Source organism: Algibacter sp. TI.3.09, from assembly GCF_038154905.1.
GTDB lineage: Bacteria > Bacteroidota > Bacteroidia > Flavobacteriales > Flavobacteriaceae > Algibacter.
In genome coordinates this window covers 107,686-126,118 of sequence record NZ_JBAKAN010000007.1, presented here as the reverse complement: position 1 = coordinate 126,118, position 18,433 = coordinate 107,686, and the positions used below count along the sequence as shown (strand labels likewise).

General features: G+C 32.1%; 15 protein-coding genes. 5 read left to right on the top strand and 10 right to left on the bottom strand.

The window, feature by feature from the left end:
* Positions 1-180: 180 nt before the first annotated feature.
* The 5 genes from V6246_RS17165 to V6246_RS17145 all read right to left on the bottom strand — a co-directional run bounded on the left by V6246_RS17165 (position 181) and on the right by V6246_RS17145 (position 6,952).
* Complete coding sequence (locus V6246_RS17165; RefSeq protein ID WP_341561690.1) at positions 181-1,359, bottom strand: FecR family protein; 1,179 nt, start codon at positions 1,357-1,359, stop codon at positions 181-183.
* A gap of 280 nt (positions 1,360-1,639) precedes the next feature.
* Positions 1,640-2,236 carry an RNA polymerase sigma factor gene (locus V6246_RS17160; protein WP_341561689.1) on the bottom strand — a complete coding sequence of 199 codons (597 nt, stop codon included), beginning with the start codon at positions 2,234-2,236 and terminating at the stop codon, positions 1,640-1,642.
* A gap of 387 nt (positions 2,237-2,623) precedes the next feature.
* Entirely contained in the window at positions 2,624-4,867 is a 2,244-nt protein-coding gene (locus V6246_RS17155; protein WP_341561688.1) for an FUSC family protein, read from the bottom strand.
* 94 nt (positions 4,868-4,961) lie between these two features.
* On the bottom strand, positions 4,962-5,486 hold the full coding sequence (locus V6246_RS17150; protein ID WP_341561687.1) for a DUF421 domain-containing protein: 525 nt from the start codon (positions 5,484-5,486) through the stop codon (positions 4,962-4,964).
* 176 nt (positions 5,487-5,662) lie between these two features.
* The gene (locus tag V6246_RS17145) at positions 5,663-6,952 is read right to left on the bottom strand and encodes a hypothetical protein (protein ID WP_341561686.1); all 1,290 of its coding nucleotides are present in this window, start codon (positions 6,950-6,952) and stop codon (positions 5,663-5,665) included.
* Positions 6,953-7,271: 319 nt separating this feature from the next.
* On the opposite strand from V6246_RS17145, the gene V6246_RS17140 reads away from it, so the two are divergent.
* Positions 7,272-7,493: a YgaP-like transmembrane domain gene (locus tag V6246_RS17140; protein ID WP_159019502.1), complete on the top strand. Its 222-nt coding sequence runs from the start codon at positions 7,272-7,274 to the stop codon at positions 7,491-7,493.
* Between the two features lie 266 nt (positions 7,494-7,759).
* Positions 7,760-9,082 carry a Kelch repeat-containing protein gene (locus V6246_RS17135; RefSeq protein ID WP_341561685.1) on the top strand — a complete coding sequence of 441 codons (1,323 nt, stop codon included), beginning with the start codon at positions 7,760-7,762 and terminating at the stop codon, positions 9,080-9,082.
* 30 nt (positions 9,083-9,112) lie between these two features.
* Here V6246_RS17135 and V6246_RS17130 read toward each other — a convergent pair whose 3' ends face one another.
* The 5 genes from V6246_RS17130 to V6246_RS17110 all read right to left on the bottom strand — a co-directional run bounded on the left by V6246_RS17130 (position 9,113) and on the right by V6246_RS17110 (position 14,074).
* The gene (locus tag V6246_RS17130; RefSeq protein WP_341561684.1) at positions 9,113-9,868 is read right to left on the bottom strand and encodes a LytR/AlgR family response regulator transcription factor; all 756 of its coding nucleotides are present in this window, start codon (positions 9,866-9,868) and stop codon (positions 9,113-9,115) included.
* Between the two features lie 301 nt (positions 9,869-10,169).
* On the bottom strand, positions 10,170-10,496 hold the full coding sequence (locus V6246_RS17125; protein WP_341561683.1) for a 2TM domain-containing protein: 327 nt from the start codon (positions 10,494-10,496) through the stop codon (positions 10,170-10,172).
* A gap of 35 nt (positions 10,497-10,531) precedes the next feature.
* Complete coding sequence (locus tag V6246_RS17120) at positions 10,532-11,866, bottom strand: histidine kinase (RefSeq protein ID WP_341561682.1); 1,335 nt, start codon at positions 11,864-11,866, stop codon at positions 10,532-10,534.
* Positions 11,867-12,121: 255 nt separating this feature from the next.
* Positions 12,122-12,853 (bottom strand): energy transducer TonB, encoded by a 732-nt coding sequence (locus tag V6246_RS17115; protein ID WP_159019497.1) that lies wholly within the window; start codon positions 12,851-12,853, stop codon positions 12,122-12,124.
* A gap of 213 nt (positions 12,854-13,066) precedes the next feature.
* Positions 13,067-14,074: a sugar kinase gene (locus V6246_RS17110; protein WP_042501566.1), complete on the bottom strand. Its 1,008-nt coding sequence runs from the start codon at positions 14,072-14,074 to the stop codon at positions 13,067-13,069.
* 174 nt (positions 14,075-14,248) lie between these two features.
* Between V6246_RS17110 and V6246_RS17105 the strand changes: the two genes are divergently transcribed.
* From V6246_RS17105 to V6246_RS17095, 3 genes are all read left to right on the top strand, one after another.
* Entirely contained in the window at positions 14,249-14,884 is a 636-nt protein-coding gene (locus V6246_RS17105) for an MOSC domain-containing protein (RefSeq protein WP_341561681.1), read from the top strand.
* Positions 14,885-14,926: 42 nt separating this feature from the next.
* Entirely contained in the window at positions 14,927-16,171 is a 1,245-nt protein-coding gene (locus V6246_RS17100) for a DEAD/DEAH box helicase (RefSeq protein ID WP_042501562.1), read from the top strand.
* A gap of 157 nt (positions 16,172-16,328) precedes the next feature.
* A complete protein-coding gene (locus V6246_RS17095) occupies positions 16,329-18,356 on the top strand; it encodes a hypothetical protein (protein ID WP_341561680.1) in 2,028 nt (675 codons plus the stop codon).
* The last annotated feature ends 77 nt before the right edge of the window (positions 18,357-18,433 follow it).

Sequence of the window (18,433 nt, the reverse complement as noted above, 5' to 3'; positions counted from 1 at the left end):
AGAGAAACAACGAGAAACATCTCACTGTTTTTTTAATATTATCCCTAATTTTGTATTCAAAATTAAAACTGAATAATTTTTTTTTCATAAATCTTATTGGTTTAGTTTAGTTAAGGTTTTGTATTTGTTAACTATTAACAAATACAGTATGAAGGCGTTGTTAAATCTTCATACTTTTTTTTACTCCATTATATATTCATTTTTATTTAGTTTTTTTATTTTAAGCATAGAAGTGAGCGCCAGGTTTTTTAGAGTGGTGTCTAAACTATCGTTAAGATCTAATTTTCCTGTTACCTTTTTTTGTCTATTTGTTTGGTCTTGAATATTTATCGATACATTATAATATCGATTTAACACTTTTAAAATTTTATTTAAAGGATCTCTATTGAACGAAAGGTATCCATGTGTCCATGCTGAGTAGAAATCGGGATCAACATCATATAATTGAATATCATCATGTTTTTTATTCCAATGTGCTAATTGTCCAGGTTTCAAGAAAGTTTCCGATGTAGTAAAAATATTCTCCTTCTTTAAAATTTTTACAGAACCTTCTTTTAAAACTGTTTGAATAATATTTTCTGAGGCATAGGCAGTAATATTAAATTTTGTACCTAAAACATTAATCTCATAATCGTCATTTATAGTTTTAACCACAAATGGCTTTAATTTATTTGTAGTTACCTCAAAATAAGCTTCACCTTCTAAGAAAACTGTTCTATTCTTTTTATCAGAAAAATTAGAGGGAAAAATAAACTTACTACCAGCATTTAAGTAAACAATGGTATTGTCTTCCAAAACAATTTTACTCCTTTTACCATAAGGCACCAACAACTGATTAAATTCATCCTTTTGATTCGATGTTTTTGCTGTCTCTTTATTATCTACTACAATATTACCATCATTTTTATATTGTACTTTAGAGTCTTTAGAGTCTATAACTACGGCATCTTTATTACCTAAAATTAATTGAGTATTGGAAATAGTATCTAGTCTAACTACTTTAGTATCGTCATACCCCGAGTACAGCTCGCTATTACTAAAGAACCAAAAACTTGCTATACCTAATAGAATAATAAAAATAGCTGCATATTTATAAATTGTGGTAAACAATAATTGCCTATCCCTTTTCCTCGAATTCTCTCTAACTTTTGCTTTTATAGCTGCAAAAACTTCTTCTTTATAATCTGGTATATTTATTTTGTTCTCAGCATCTATTGCTAATAGTATTTTTTTAAGGTCATGTATTAAGTTTTCATCTTCTGGATGCGTCAACAAAAAATCTTCCATCCATTTGGAATTTTCTTCGTTTGGATGATATACCCAGTTAATAAAGTCTGAATTATTTAAATATTTTTTCATTTTTATAGATCTAACTAACCTATAGATACATGAGAAGTATTTATGTGGACGCTTTTTATGACTTATTTTAAGATAATTTTAAAATAAACAACAAAAAACAAGCTATAAACTAATTTAAAACACTTTAAATGCTAATTTGATAATTTCAATTTATATGTAAAACAGAATAATTTTGTGTTAAATACTTTAAATTTCAGCAGGTTTCGCTATAAAATTTTTATGTTTAGGAAAGAAATAACAACTATTTAAAATCGAGTTATTTTATTTTAGGATAGTTATTTTATTTTTTCAAGAAAGAAGGAATCATCATTAAAATAATATCGATAGATTTAGAAAAATCATCACTACTGCGTATTTTTTTTATTGCTCTATAAACTTGCTTTCTTACAGAGCTTTTATCAATACCCAATAAATCTCCTATTTCTTGATAATCAAAACCACGAGAAAATCTTAAGAACAAAATTTCTTGTTGCTTTTTAGAGAGATTTCGAATTAAAACCGAAAGAACTTCTTTGTTACGGTCTTCCTCTTCGTTGTTGTAAGTTTCGCTCTCAATTATATATTTAGACTTATCAAGTTTTAAATCTCTATATTTCTTTTCGCGTTCTAACTTTCGGTATGCACAGTTTCGAACAGATTGGTATAAATAGTTTCTTAGATTATTAGGTTTTGATAGTGACAATCTTCGTTCGTACAAATTAACAAATACATCTTGCACACAGTCTTTCGCAAAATCTTCATCGGGATAGATTTTAAAACTATAAGTATATAATTCATCAAAGTAAGACGTATAGAACTGTTGAAAAGCTCCTACTTTGCCTGATACAAACTCATCCCAAAACTTATCATTCAACATGCTATCTCCCAACGTAATCAAGTTATTTTGTAAAAAATATTAGTTTCGATTAATCATATAATTATAAAACTGGTTGATAATAAAACCTAACGGAAAGGGAAACATTTATACTAAACTCATTTTGAAGAGTTCTCGTTTTTTTCACAACGCAAACCAAACTGATTAAGAGATCTTTTTTTAAAATTACAAAAAGAAAGTTACCAATAGCAAATTACAAAACCAAATATAATCAAAAATCGATTTAAGAAATTCTTTAATCTAAAAATGATTTATTTTCTTCCATAAAGAGCAATAAAACAGGTGTTTTCGAAGTTTATTTTGATAATCCGCTATTCTAAACTAAGAATATTACTCTTTTCATTTATGTAAAAGCTTAAACATAAGAAGTGATTACCAATTCTCAACAACCTAAACCGCTTCAATATATTTACGGGTGGCTCTTTTTAAGTTTTCAGATAATGATTTTAACCAAATAAGTTGATTTGGTATTAAATAAGCTTCCTGTAAGTGGTGCATATCTCTGGTACTAATTTCAGTATTTCCTTTTTTAATATTTTTATCTCTTTTATGAGAAAGATGCTGAAACGTTTTCAATAGTACATCTTCTGCTTCTTTAATCGCCTCCGCATCAATTTGTTTGATAATAGGCTTACCCTCTAATAAAGCACAAGACATTTGTAATGTATCTGCTATTTTAAGAACCATAACATCAAATTCTTTAGAGGCTGAAGTCGTTTTATGATTAACAATAAAACTACCTATAGAGGCTGTAGCCGAAACCATAGTTTGATTTAGAGTGACTAAACTATATATAAGTTGAAATTCCCTTTGTTTAGATTTAGGATCTTGTGTTAACCTTTGAAAAGCTGCATTTAAATTACTTATTGCTAAAAAAGCATCTTTTCTGGCGACTTTATAAGCCAATTGATTCTGTTTTTTAGCGTGGTATAAATCTTTTGTAGCAAGTAAATAACTTGTGTTTTTCTTTACTGCATCATGAAGTACATCTTTTAAATTGTTAACCTCCCAACTTGGCCATAATAAATAGTTCGCTACTATAGCAATAATTGCTCCTATAATAGTATCTATAACACGATATTGTATAACCTCGAAAGCATTAGGGTTTATAAGCGAATAAACAAAAATAACATTGATTGTAATTAACGCCGCCGCAAATTTATAATTCTCCTGAATTAATGCAAATGCAAAAATGAGTGATACAATAGCTAATGTGGCGTAAACAATAACATTTTGTGTTAATAGCACAATACTAATTGCAACAGTGGCTCCTATAAGTGTTCCAATAATCCGATCTTTAGAGCGCTCTTTGGTTAAACCATAATTCGGGCGCATAATTACCAAAATGGTCAAAACTATCCAATACGTATTATGGATTTCTAAAACAGTACCTAGTATAAAAGCAAACAACACTGCTACGGTAAAACGCAGGGCATGCCGAAATAAATTAGAACTAAAACTAAGGTTTTGAATAATAACATTTAATCTATATTCTTGCAGCGTTAAAAACTGACTAGCATCTTGTCTTTTTAAAGATACCTTAGAAGCCTCCCTTACATTGGCCATAACACGACGAATAGCTCTTACTTCTTCTAGTAATAATTCTTGATAATCATATAGATTTTTTAAAACTAATGCACCTTCCCTTGCTTTTGGAAGTGTAACATCGTCTACATAATCGGAAATTGCATCATTAGCTTTAGCTAGTGCCTCTAACAAAACATTCTTATTAGGAATTTTTCGTTTTTGAATAAGCAAATCTGATAATTTTATTAAATGATTGCCCAACACTTTATTCAAATTCTTAGATGCTTTCAGAAAGTCTTTCTTATCAATAAATAACCTATCAATTTCATTATAATCTAAATGCTTTGCTTCAATGAGCTCGAATATATTTATGGTCGATATAAATATTAATAGTTGCTTTTCATCATAGTGAGAACGACCAGATTTCTTTCTTTCAACGTAGAGAACCTCTCTTAAAGTTTCATGTTTTTCGTTAATCTGTGTTTGCAGTACTAAGGCTTCTTTTATAAGCGTTTCACGTTTGTTTTTCTTGGTTAATAATCGCGCTCTTAATTTTAAATATTCTCCAATAAGCGCTAGCGTATCCGATAGTAATTGATTGTTATCTTTTTTAGGTGCTAATTTCTGAAAGGTGAACGATACCAATAAGTACCAAAGCCCACCAATGCCCATAAGCCCGATATGATTAAAAATCTCTTGAGGACTTTCCTTTTGAACAGCAAGCGCTAGCACCATGGATAATAACCCGGAAAAAGAAACTAACGAAGCCCTAAAACCATACACCGATATAAGAGAAACCACAAAAGATATAATAGTGATAGCAATGAGTAAAGCCACTAAGTAAGGCTTAAAAAACAGTATTGTGCAAGTAACCAACATGGTTAAACCAATACTAATTAAAATGGCATTAATTTTCCTTTTTAAACTCCCAGGAATATCTCCAGGCGCATTTAAAAATACACCAACAACAATAGAAGGAGCCAACTCGCCATACCCTAAAAAGTATAAAATCAACAAAGGTGTAACCACAGCAGTAGTTAGCCTAATGCCACGGTATAAATTGGAGCCTTTTAAAAATAACTCTATGGTATTTAAGTGTCTATTCAAGATACGTGTTCTTACTAACAAAGATACTTTAATTCAAGCAATAGTCTTTGCTATAAATAAAACTCAAACAGTTACTTTCATTAATTATACGTCTTTAATTATTCCAATTCAACCCTTCCTTACTCACATCAACCAATACCTCAGCGCCAACAGGTTTTTGTTCATCATTATGAATTACAGAAATATCACCTGTACTTTCAAAAATAACAGCTTTCACCTCATTAAAGTTGTGCACATTTGCCTCTCTCAGTTTCGCTATTAAATCGTCTTCACCAACATTACACGCTTTCAGTTTTTTATGAAGAATTTTACCATTCCACATAATAATTTGAGGCTTATTTGTAAATAGATTTTTAAAGAAATCTATTTTTCTAACCAGATAAGAGAACAAGGTTTGAAAACCAATAATAGCGATTAATGCAACAGCTCCTTTACCTAAAGAATAATTACTATTCATTATAATGGAGGCTAAAATAGATCCAACTGCAATGGTTGATGCAAAGTCGAAACTAGACATTTTAGCAAAAGTTCTTAAACCGAAAATTCTAGTTATAATAATTATTATTGAAAAAACACCTAATACGGAAAGTACTAAATTAATATAGTCTTGTAAAGTCATAAAATTTATTTAATGGTTTGTGCCTCAAATATATTTCAGAACTCCATAATCGATTAATGCTATTGATTTAATTTGTAACCGATATCATTTTAACGATAAAAACTTTAGATTCTTAATAATTTTTCAATGTTTTTATTTTGAAGAAATTCAGAACAAAACTTTCAATAAAAATAAAACTAGCAATCGTGATACGCTTCAGCAAAGACCAACTTCTTACCTGTTAGCTTTTCAATTTGTTCGGCATAAGCATCAAAAAATGAACATGCTTGATTAAAAATTGCATAATTATGCTTTCCGTTATTAAGTACAATTTCAAGATACGCACCTCCACTACCTTTTGCAGGTAGCACGTTCTGCACACAAAACGATTCTATTTCGTTTGTGCTAAATACTTGAGCAAATTCATTAGAAGAAAAACCTATCTTTTCATTTTCTCTATCTACCCAAATTACAGCACTTTCATTAAACACTTCACTAATTTTCTTTGGTCTACGCTTTATCCTTACATGGCGTTTATAATCTATAGGTATTCCTACTTTTTTATCAAACACTAACGCTTCAGAAATTGTTAAACGTTTTTCATAATCGATATCTAATAATAATTCGGGATATTCCCTTCTATTTTCAATAGATAAAGAGGTATAACCACCATTAAATAGCCAATCGCTATCGTAAGTATAGCAAATAGACAAATTAATTCCTTTTAAGTCGAAGTGGATGTTTTTTTGATCGTCTCTTTCATAACCATAATTTTTATCATCAAAGTTTAGATCTCTTTTTAAAGTTTCTTTCAAATCATTATAACTTCTATCCGTTCCTAGGTTATCAAAACAGTGAGTGTAGAAGTTTAAAACAGCAACGTCTTTTCGCTTATTATCAAAATAAGAGCCAAAATCGTTAAGTAGAATATTACCGATACGAATTGGATATTTAAATTTCAGTATGTTCTGGTTATAAGGTGATTTTTGAAAAAAGACATGTTCACTTTTCTCGAGTTCACTATACGTGGTGTTCCAGTTTATAAATTGCTTCCTGGGAGATTGAATCTCAAACCCAACTGCATAATCATTATAGCCTGTTGCTAGAATTTGATATGTAGGACTCTGTTGCTTCCTCCATATTACTTTTTTAAATTTCTCCTTTTTGTTGATATTTTCAAAAAACGCAGCATCATCAAACTTAAACCTACTCGATAATGTTTCATAAACTTTTTTAAATCCTTTATAATTTACCGGAATATAATTTTGATGATAATCAAAAAGGAAAAGGCTCACCAAATTGTTCTGCCCTATAACAATGTAAGCGTATTGCAGATCATTTAAATTCACCTCACAGCTATATATACCATGGTTCCCATCGCTAATAATTTTATCATTTTCAATAGTTACAATACCATCATCACCTTCTTTTGGAAAAACATTATCATTCCCTAATTGATTTTTAAAAAGTTTATTGAAAAGATCCATTATTTGAATTGTGATAAATTATTGATTCTATTTTTACTAAGGTTTTCAAAAAATAAATTTCAATAGAAAACCCACGCAAAAATTACTTCAACATTATTATGTTTTGAAGTAAAAATATAAATATTTCTTGCAGATTGAATCTATTGCGGTAATTGTTTTCTAAAGCCATTCTTGATTAAACAACGTACTTACCTATAAATAAAACCGTTAAACAAACAAAAACGAGAAAAAACATCATAAAACCGTAAGTTAAAGCTTCATTATCCTTAATAAATAGTTAAATTTGTTTCCCCTAAATACCGAACTAACTTTTATAATTATGATTAAACTCAAAAAAAACATGAGTAATTTCGATAGACTCGTAAGGTTTATTGTGGCCATACTCTTGTTATCTTTATTTTTTTTAGGTGAAATTAGAGGTATTATTGGCATTATCCTTATTGCGATTTCATTTATGTTTGCCTTTGCTAGTATAACTGCTTTTTGCCCTTTTTACAAAAGCGTCAATTTTAATACAAATAACAAAGACGATTATATTTAAGTATTACGAGACCTTTTTAAATTTACTCGCTCTCATTTTATCTTTTTTCAACTTACATTCCCTGTTTAAATACATCTTTTAAGTTTTTCGGTAATTTTAACCGAACTAACTTAGAGCATAGCGTGCTCTTTTCAGAAAACAAAAAACACGTACATAATACTCTTACTAACAAGCTATAATTTTTCGCTAAAACTCAGGATAATATTTCCTAGCGGTATTAGTTATTCTTAAATTTGAAAATCAGCAATGTGTTTTATTTTTAAATTATGAAGAAAATTGATTCCTCTAGAAACCTTCTAGCCTATTTTGTGTTTTGTTTGGCTCCCATTTTAATGAACGGACAAACTTCAAAAAAAATTACAGATCAATGGATTGATAAAGATGAAGATGAAAACTATACTGCACGACACGAATGCTCTTTTGTGCAAGCCGGTGATAACTTTATACTTTTTGGAGGAAGAGAATCTGCCCAAACTTTAGAATTATACAATTTTAAAAATAACACCTGGAAAAAGGCAACCACTAAAGCGCCAAAAGAGTTTAACCACTTTCAAGCGACCTTATATCAAGGTTTTGTTTGGGTTATTGGTGCATTTAAAACCAACGCTTTTCCTAAAGAAACACCTGAAGAGGCTATTTGGCTATACCATCCACCAACCGATAAATGGATAAAAGGTCCTGAAATTCCAGAAAACCGAAGACGTGGAGGTGCAGGTTTAGTTGTTTACAACAATGCATTTTATTTAATTGGAGGGAATACCATAGGCCATGATGGTGGTTACGTAAATTGGTTTGACACCTATAATCCCAAAACAAACACCTGGACGGTTTTACAAAATGCATCTCAACAAAGAGATCACTTTCATGCCGCAGTTATCGGTAATACACTCTATGCTGCTGGAGGTAGAAAGTCTGGTGGAGAAGGCGGCGTCTTTTCTCCATTAATTGATGTTGTGGATACTTATAATTTTGACACCAAAACATGGTCTACTTTAAAAAATAATTTACCAACGCCTAGAGCTGCGCCAGGCATCATGGCTTTTAACAACGAGTTGTATGTTATGGGTGGCGAAGGCGAAAAGAAAGGTCCTGCTTTTAAAATTGTGGAAGCCTATAATCCCGAAACCGGAATTTGGACAAATAAATCACCAATGCTTTACCCAAGACATGGATCTCAAGCCATTTTATCTGGTGAAGGTATTTATATTGCAGCCGGATCTCCAAAGCGAGCTGGTGGCAGACAACTTAATATGGAGGTTTATAATAAAGACAAACCTAAAGGAAAAACCCTAATTGCTTCGGAACTCGTTACTCCTAAACAAGTAAAAATTCAAACAAACGGCAATACATCTATTTCCGTTAAAAATAAAAAGGGTAATACAGGTAGTTTTATTAGTGCTATTAAAATAATAGGTACAGGAAAAGATAATTATAAAATAGAATCTAAAACTGAGCAATTTTTAGTAGATGCTAACTCCACATTTAACATTGAAGTTAAACACCTTGGAAAACCATCTAATGAAAAAGCATTGATAGAAATTATTTATAATGGTGATTTAATTAAAACGATTGCTTTAATAACGAAATAACTTGAGCTTATCTTATTTTCGAGATAACCTCTACTCCAACCAGTTTTTAAAATCTTTTACACGTTCGCGTGCCACAATAACATCTTGCTCGTTATAAGACTGTAACTTAATTTGTAACCTCGAATTGGTGTAACTCACCATATCTTTTATGGCATTAATGTTTACAAAGAATTTTCGATTTATTCGGAAGAAGGTTTGTGGCTCTAGCTCGTCTTCTAATTGATCTAGCGTACTATCCAACAAGTAGTTTCTGCCTTCTGTAGTATATGCATACGTGCCTTTGTTTTCGCTATAAAAACACTCGATATCGTCTATATTAATAAGTTTTAAGTGCTGCCCTACTTTTATAGAGAAGCGCTTTTTATAAACGCGATCTATTGGGTTAACAAGCAATTTTTTAATATCATCGAAATCTAAGGTAACGCCTTGTTTTTGCGGTGTACGTTCTTGATATTTTTTTACGGCAACCTCCAAATCGTCGTCGTCAATAGGTTTTAATAAGTAATCAATACTGTTTAATTTAAAGGCTTGCAGAGCATACTCATCATAAGCTGTAGTGAAAATTACAGCGCTTTTAATTTCTACAGTTTCAAAGATTTCGAATGAAAGTCCGTCGCTTAATTGAATATCTAAAAATATTAAATCGGGATGTGGATTATTTTGAAACCATTCAATCGATTCTTCTACGGAATGAAGCATAGTTTCGGCTTCGATGTTTAATACTTTTAGTTGACGCTGAAGTCGGCGTGCCGATGGTTTTTCGTCTTCTATAATGATAACTGTCATAGGTTGATTTTTATTTTCTAAATAATGTTATGTAATTTCTTCTTACCTCGAAATGACGGCGGAACACATCTTTACAAACATTCAATAATTTCAATTGATACTTTACTTTGTTAATTGGCCCGCGTTAGGGATTGATGCGGCATCCTTTTTTGGTGTTTTAAAACGATACTTACTTTAAAAACAAGACTTCTGTTTTGAGTCACCAACTCTTTATTAAAACCCTAACCCAAAAAAGATATAGCAGAAAGCCCGACCCTTGGGTAACGCTCAAATTAATTAAACCATCTGAGCTTTTTAAATACTATTCCCATTTGGTTTCATCCTTTTGCATGTATTCTCGAACTTTACGTTCTTCCCAACTTTTACTGAATAAGGCATTTTTACCAAACACACCTAAAGCATGAAAAGATAAGCCAATACCCCAGAAAAAAGCAGTGCTAAAGGTTCCAAAACTCCATAAATCGCTCCCTGAATTAAAGGCTACCATGCCTATTAAAAACAAGTTAATTACAACGTAGAAAAAGGCATGCGAGTAAAAGCCTTTAAGTTCTTTTATTCGTTTTTCGGCACGCAGGTAAGCGTCTTCTTTTTCAAAATCGGTATTGTTATTATTGTCTATTCTTTCCATGATGTTTTGTTTAAAGGTTTGTAAAAAACTAAATTCTAGTTCCATTTATTTTGCTCGTTGCGCATAAACTCGTCCATTTTGCGCTTTTCCCAGTTTCTACCAAAAAGGCCATTCTTCACGAATACTCTGTAGGCATGAATACATAAACCTATACCCCAACCAAACATAGGAAACCAGAACCACTGTACGTTCCAGAAGGTTTTATAATTTACAAATACTAAAAAAGGAATTACCAAACAGTAGGATAAAAGGCTGTAATAAAAACTTTTTAACTCGTCTACATGGTTGCGTGCGCGTAAATATTGATCGTTTATTTGTGTTTTATGTGTGTGCATGATTGTTGTTTTTTTTGTGAGCATCGGGATGCTTACCGCAAAGGTGCTCGCTTGTTGGTTAATGTGTATTGTTTTACTAGTTAAGAGTTTGTAGCGCTGTTTAATATTATTTAAACCTACGCCTGTACTCTTTTTTACTATTTGTTTGGGTTGTAGATTATTTTCTACTACCAGGTTACCGTTGCTTTCGTAAATTTTAATATGCAATGGTTTACTACTTGTTACCATGTTATGCTTTACCGCGTTTTCTAATAATAGTTGCAGAGATAGTGGTACCACTTTACTTTCTGGGTTTTGAGCTGTTTCGGGCATTGTGAAAACGATACTGTCTTCAAAACGCATTTTAAGCAGCAACATATAGGTTTTCGCAAATTTAAGTTCTTCATTAACAGTTACTAATTCTTTACTTTTTTGCTCTAAAACATAACGGTATACTTTAGATAATGAAGTTGTAAACTTTTGAGCATTTACCGGGTTTTCTTCTATTAAACTGCTTAATACATTTAAACTATTAAACAGAAAATGTGGATCTAATTGATTTTTTAAAGCATCGAACTTTGCGCTTGCTGTACCTGCGATTACCTTTTGCTCTTTTATTCGGTTTTGCTGATAGCGGTTGTAAAAAAACACCACGTGAAACCCAATAACAATGGTTAATGTGATCCATAAACCAAACTGATAATTTTGCCATTTTTGATTGGCTAAAAAAACACTAAAGGTGTTTCCGAAATAAAAAACGTTTGTTACCGCACGCATAATAAAGAGACCAACTAGTGTTATTACTGTAGATCCGGCAATACCAATACCTATACGTTTTAGATAATCCGCTCGTTTCCAGTTTTTCTGTTCGAGGTAATCGAAAAAGAACATATTTGAATAACCTAAAACAAAAGCATATAGCTGATAAAAAACAAAACTGGTTAGTAAATCGCTAAAAGTTTTATACTCGAACCCATTGTATAAATAACTTCCTATTAAAAACACCAAACACCCTAAGATAAAAGTGATTAAAATATATTTTATTGATTTTGTCATGCTTTGTTTTTAATAGATTGGTTTGCTTAAATTTTATTAATCAGTTTTAAATCGCTGCCTCTAATTTTAATAATACTTTGTTCCATAATTGTTCGTGTTTTAATTATTGATACTACAAATATCGAACAGAACTATGAGTTTTTTAAAATTGAATTACCCAACTGTATTTTTTTTATGCTGAATTGTAATTTACAAAAAAAAAGCAGCCTAAAAAATATTTTAGACTGCTTGACTATAACTTGATGACTTTTATTATTAGCCCTCGTATTTAAAGAATATTGGCACGGCATAAGCTACTTTTACTGGTTTGCCACGTTGTTTACCTGGTTGCATTTTTGGTAACTTACCAATAATACGCTCCGCCTCAGTTTCTAAAATTCTATCCGGACCTCTAGAACGAATATTAGTAGTAACACCTTTAGAATCTATAATAAAGATGACTGATACACGACCTTGAATTCCCATATCTAATGCTGCTTGTGGATAAGTAAAGTTTTTAACCACGTGCTCTTGCATTTTTTTCTGAAAACAATCTTTAGTTTTTTGTTTGTCTAAACCTTCGCACCCAGGAAAAATAGGTACATCTTCAATTACAGCAAAGGCAACCTCTACTTCTTCTTCTATTTTCTCTACAATAACATCGCCTACTGCAACAATGTGTTCTGAGATGGCATCATCTTGTCCTGTTTCTGTACTTTCGAAAACAGTTTCTTCAATATCTACTAAGTCTTCTACTACCTCAATCGTTTGCGTAATTACAACCGGAGCTGCTGCTGGAGGAGGAGGTGTAGCTGCTTTTACAATAGGAATATCGTCCTCATAGATTACTTCCATGTCTAAAACATCCATTGCAATTTCATCTTGCGCATCGTAAGTCTTAAATTCTAAGGCTTGCCAAGACAAGAATAACATCAAATTAAGTCCGATAGCAAAATATAAACTGCTATTACGACCAATTTCTAATTGTGGGTTCTTTTTAACTTCCATGACTACTTATTTTGATACTATAAAATTATTGTAATTAGCAAAAATCAACTATGATAATTATCATATTCTCTCAATACCCTTCAAATAATTAAGAAATCCAATAAATTAATTCGCCTTAGAAACAAAAAAAGGCCACTCCAAAGAGCAGCCAATTAGCATTTTATATTATAAATAAGTATTCTTATTTTATTTCATTCAGAATAAAAACCAACATTATCTAGTTAAACGTCCCGATGTGTTTCCTCCTAAAATCCCCATCACTTCTTTTACTGTTGCTAAATTTACATCACCTTCATATGTATGTTTTAAAGCACAGGCAGCACTTGCAAACTCAATGGCTTTATAATCATCGTCCAGTTTTTGTAAACCATAAATAAGTCCGGCTGCAAAAGCATCTCCTGTACCTATTCTATCTACAACGTGTGTAATATCTAAATCTTCGGTTTCTCTAAATTCAACACCATTCCACATTCTAGCACGTATTTTATGCCAAGATGCGTTTACGGAAGTCCTAATTTTATCAAAAACTTTTTCTATGGAAGGAAATTCTTTTATTAATTGTTTACTCGCTTCAATAAAAGCTTCGTTAGAGTAATTATATTCAGTACCTAAAACTTCATTTATTTCATTTATACCGCCTATAAAAATAGTAGAATAATGAAGTAATTCTGTTAAAGCTTCTTTTGGATCTTTATCATATTTCCATAAACCGCTTCTATATGTAGGGTCGGCAGAAATAGTAAGTCCTTTTTCTTTCGCTAAAATTAAACCTTGTTTTAAGGTATCAAAACTTCCTTGTGTTAATGCAGGTGTAATTCCCGTCCAATGAAACCATTTTCCATCGTCTAAGGCGCGTTCCCAATTCACCATAGATGGTAAAATCTCTGAGAACGAAGAATGTGAACGATTATACGAAATATTACTTGGGCGCATTACCGCCCCTACTTCAAAGAAATAAACACCTAACGGACGTTTAGATAAACTTATAGACGAGGTATCTACACCAAACTTATTAATATAAGATAATGCCGTTTCTCCAATAAAATCGTCAGATACCGCACTAATATGTCTCACATTACCTCCAAAATTAGCAATGGAAATCCCCACGTTTAACTCGGTACCTCCAAAATAAAATTCAACCATGTTAGATTGAATAAATTTTTTGTGTCCACGAGGTGAAATACGCATTAAAACTTCTCCAAAGGTGATTACTTGACTCATAAATATACATGTAAAGTTATTCGAACAAATTTAACATTTGATTTTGGTAATACTCAGTAAACCCATGATTATTTTGACTTAATTACATAAATCGCACCTAATTTGTAAGCTTATTAAAATTAGAGTAAATTCGTAACGCATCTACTAACAAAACATAAATTCGTTTTATTAATTATGAAAATTATTGCCACCAACCTTGCCAAACCAACAACAATAATTTGGAACAAAAAGGAAGTCGTTACTGGTATTTATAAAACACCAACGGTCTCTCCTATTTTTCTTGGAAAAACCGATGTGGATAACGATGAAGTAACCGATAGAAAATATCATGGTGGTTTATTTAAAGCTTGTTACCTTTTTTCTGAAAAACATTATGATTATTGGAAAAAACACTATCCCGATTTAGAATGGAATTGGGGTATGTTTGGAGAAAACTTAACCGTTTCTAATTTCGATGAATCGGAAATTTATGTAGGCAATATATATAAAATAGGAGACGCTTTAGTACAAATAACGCAACCTCGTGAACCTTGTTTTAAATTGGGTGTAAAATTTAATGACCAAAACATACTTAAAGCATTTATAGACCATGGATTTCCAGGCTCTTATATTAGAATACTAAAAGAAGGTTTTGTAAAAACAGGAGACCGCATGGTTTTACAAGAAGAAGCTAAAAACTCCTTAACCATAGCCCAAATGTATCAATTGCTATACGCTAAAGAAAAAGACCAAGATTTACTGAAACGCGCTATAGAAAATGATGCCCTTCCGGAGAAAAAAAGAAACAAATTAGCTGCATATTTAAAATAAGCTGAAGCGGTTTATAGTATCTTTGTAGCAAATTATTAATACATGTCATTTAAAGACTTACAATTAAATCGCCCAATTTTAAGAGCCGTTGCCGAAGCAGGTTACGATAATCCAACCTTGGTACAAGAAAAAACCATTCCTTTGGTTTTAGAAGGAAAAGACGTCATTGTTTCTGCACAAACAGGAACAGGAAAAACGGCTGCGTTTGCGCTCCCTATTTTACAGCGCTTATTTAATAACCAAGAAGCTCCTAAAAAAGGTAAAAAAATTAAGGCTTTAATTATTAGTCCTACTCGCGAGTTGGCTATTCAAATAGAGAATAACTTTAAAACCTATAGCACATATACAAACTTAACAACCTCTGTTATTTTTGGCGGTGCACCTATCGAACCTCAAAAGGACGTGTTAAAAAAAGGTATAGACATTCTAATTGCTACACCTGGACGTTTACTCGATTTACATAAACAAGATGCTTTAAATTTAGATTATGTAGAAACACTTGTTTTAGATGAAGCCGATTTAATGCTAGACATGGGCTTTATTGACGATGTTAAAAAAGTAGCGCGCCTTTGCACCAGCGAAAAACAAATTTTATTGTTTTCTGCAACTATCCCTTATAAGGTAGAGCAATTGGCAAACACGATATTAAACGAGCCAGAACGTGTAGAAGTTGCACAAAACTCTTCTACTTCAAAAAACGTAAACCAACTACTCTACTTTGTACCAAAACAAAATAAAATAGAATTAGGTTTACACCTACTACGCAATACTATTAAAGGAAACATCATCATTTTTAGACGTACTAAATTTGGTGTAGAAAAACTTGAACAAACCTTATCTAAAAATGGTTATAAAGTAGAAAGTCTTCATGGCGATAAAAGCCAAACTGCTCGACAAGATGCCTTATTACGTTTTAAGAAAGGCGAAGTAAATATTTTAATTGCTACAGATGTTGCTGCCCGTGGTATTGATATTAGCGATTTAGATGCTGTTGTAAATTTCGACTTACCCAATATACCAGAAACTTATGTACACCGCATTGGCAGAACGGCTAGAGCAGGAAAAGCAGGTATGGCATATTCTTTATGTTCTGCCGATGAAAAAAGCTATGTACTCGCTATACAACAACTTATACAAATGCAACTTGATGTTATAGACGATCATCCTTACCCTTTAGATCCAAAAGCAAAGCCAATAGTGCATAAGTCTCAAAAAACAGGAGGCAGCAAGCATAAAAAAGGTAGAAAAAGTGAAGCTTCTAAAAAGAAGAAAAAACGCTGGTACTAACAAAGTGTAAAATAAATAAGCTACATATAATTATATATGTACATATTAATATTTCTAAAAAAAGTACTATTCTTTTAAAAGAGTTGACAATTAATAAATTAAAATCAGGGTCTTAAAAAGAAACTTTTTTATAGATTTGTTATATACTCCCTTAATTATGAAAAACTTAGCAATATTATGCATCGCATTTTTGTTTTCTCTAAACAATTATGCCCAAGTTGGTATAAATAACACAGATCCCAAGGCTTCCTTAGATATAACTGCAACGTCAGTATCTGTTCCAAATGCGAATGATGGATTATTAATTCCAAGAATTGACGTATTTCCATCTACAAATCCAGATGGAAACCAAAACTCAATGATGGTATATTTAAATAATGACTTAACTTCAGTCAATATTACTGGTACTGCCAAGAATTACGATTCTGGCTTTTATTATTGGGATAATGCCCAAACCGACTGGATTAGATTTTTACAATATAATAGATGGGATATTAGCGGTAATAACAACATTGATGATAGCGTAAACTTTTTAGGAACTACAAACGATCAAGATGCTGTTTTCAAAAGAAATAACGTCCTTTCCGGAATATTAGATGCTACAAACACTTCTTTTGGAACTAGTAGTCTAGAAGCCAATAGTACGGGTATAGAAAATACAGCAATAGGTGTCGATGCCTTAAAAAACAACTTAGGAGGTAGAAACACAGCCATAGGCTATCGCGCTGGTGACTTTAATACTAATGGTGACTATAACATATTTATAGGTATAAACGCAGATGCAACAAATAACGATCTCCAATCGGCAATAGCAATAGGTAATGCGGCAAAAGTAGGTGAAACAGCCACTATTTCAATTGGGAATAGTGCTACTACAACAGAACAAGACGCCATTGCTATAGGGAGATTTTCAAACGCCTCCGGAACAAGATCTATTTCTATAGGAAGAAACGCTTCAAGTAATGACTCTTTTTCCACTGCTATTGGTCAAGAGAGTGACGCAAGCTTATCTCATGCTACCGCCGTAGGCTCAGTCTCTCAAGCAACGGCTATTAGGTCTACAGCATTAGGCTATAATACCAGCGCTACTAATAATGATACTGTGGCAATAGGGAGTAATAGTACTGCATCAGGAACTAACTCTGTTGCTATTGGTTCTGGTTCTGAAACACCTCAAACAGATTCTGTTGCCATAGGAAACTCAGCCACTGCAACAGCTGGGAACTCTGTAGCAATAGGGAGTTCTACAGTAGCATCTGGAGACCGATCAACAAGTCTTGGAGAGCAAGCTGTAGCAAGCGCTCAAGAAGCTTTAGCTTTTGGAAGTGGCACCACAGCAACAGGTATAAGAAGTTTATCATTAGGAAGAATTGCAGAAGCCAGTGGAACAGATGCAACAGCTATTGGAGAAAATGCTATTTCTAGAGGTGTAGAAAGTATGGCGATAGGTTCTGATGCTATAGCTACTGAAACTTCATCATTAGCCATAGGAAACAACGCAAAGAGTGAATCTGAAGACGGAACAGCAATTGGAGTTGATACTCAAGTTCTAGGGAATTCAACTGCTTCTTTAGCCATCGGGCACGATTCCCAAGTGTCTGGAGCTTCTTTAAATTCCTTAATTATAGGGAATACCTCGACAATTAATGGAAGTTCAGAAAACAGCATAGCACTAGGAAACAACATTACTATTAGTGGGTTAACCAACTCAATCGGTATTGGAAACCAAGCTTCCCCAACAGTTTCTAATGAAATAAGATTAGGAAACACAGCCATTACATCGGTTGTTACCTCTGGTATAGTAACAGCAAAAAGCTACATAGCTACAAATGGTGGTTTTACTTCAGGCTATGCCGATTATGTTTTTGAAAAGTTTTTTAACGGTGAATCTAAAATTAATTCGGAATATAAATTTAAGTCGATTGAAGAAACCGAAGCTTTTGCAAAAAAACACAATCATCTTCCGGGCGTAAAATCTTATGAAGAGATTAAAAACAATGGATTTCAAATTGATTTAAGTGAATTATCATTGTCTTCTCTTGAAAAATTAGAAGAACAATTTCTCTTCATTACACAATTAAACAAAAAAATAAAGTCTCAAAATGAAATTATTAAATCCCAAGACGACAAAATAAAATCTTTAGAAGAACGATTAAAACGTATTGAAAACCTATTACACAAATAGAGCTTCAACCTCTCTAATAAAATAAAAAAGCAGTGTTTTAAAACCCCTTGATTGAGGTCAATAAAACACTGCCTTTT

Excerpts from the sequence above, each read along its gene's own strand:
- V6246_RS17165 (WP_341561690.1), bottom strand. The coding sequence starts at position 1,359 with ATGAAAAAATATTTAAATAATTCAGACTTTATTAACTGGGTATATCAT.
- V6246_RS17150 (WP_341561687.1), bottom strand. The coding sequence starts at position 5,486 with ATGACTTTACAAGACTATATTAATTTAGTACTTTCCGTATTAGGTGTT.
- V6246_RS17145 (WP_341561686.1), bottom strand. The coding sequence starts at position 6,952 with ATGGATCTTTTCAATAAACTTTTTAAAAATCAATTAGGGAATGATAAT.
- V6246_RS17140 (WP_159019502.1), top strand. The coding sequence starts at position 7,272 with ATGATTAAACTCAAAAAAAACATGAGTAATTTCGATAGACTCGTAAGG.
- V6246_RS17135 (WP_341561685.1), top strand. The coding sequence starts at position 7,760 with ATGAAGAAAATTGATTCCTCTAGAAACCTTCTAGCCTATTTTGTGTTT.
- V6246_RS17130 (WP_341561684.1), bottom strand. The coding sequence starts at position 9,868 with ATGACAGTTATCATTATAGAAGACGAAAAACCATCGGCACGCCGACTT.
- V6246_RS17125 (WP_341561683.1), bottom strand. The coding sequence starts at position 10,496 with ATGGAAAGAATAGACAATAATAACAATACCGATTTTGAAAAAGAAGAC.
- V6246_RS17120 (WP_341561682.1), bottom strand. The coding sequence starts at position 11,866 with ATGACAAAATCAATAAAATATATTTTAATCACTTTTATCTTAGGGTGT.
- V6246_RS17115 (WP_159019497.1), bottom strand. The coding sequence starts at position 12,853 with ATGGAAGTTAAAAAGAACCCACAATTAGAAATTGGTCGTAATAGCAGT.
- V6246_RS17110 (WP_042501566.1), bottom strand. The coding sequence starts at position 14,074 with ATGAGTCAAGTAATCACCTTTGGAGAAGTTTTAATGCGTATTTCACCT.
- V6246_RS17105 (WP_341561681.1), top strand. The coding sequence starts at position 14,249 with ATGAAAATTATTGCCACCAACCTTGCCAAACCAACAACAATAATTTGG.
- V6246_RS17100 (WP_042501562.1), top strand. The coding sequence starts at position 14,927 with ATGTCATTTAAAGACTTACAATTAAATCGCCCAATTTTAAGAGCCGTT.
- V6246_RS17095 (WP_341561680.1), top strand. The coding sequence starts at position 16,329 with ATGAAAAACTTAGCAATATTATGCATCGCATTTTTGTTTTCTCTAAAC.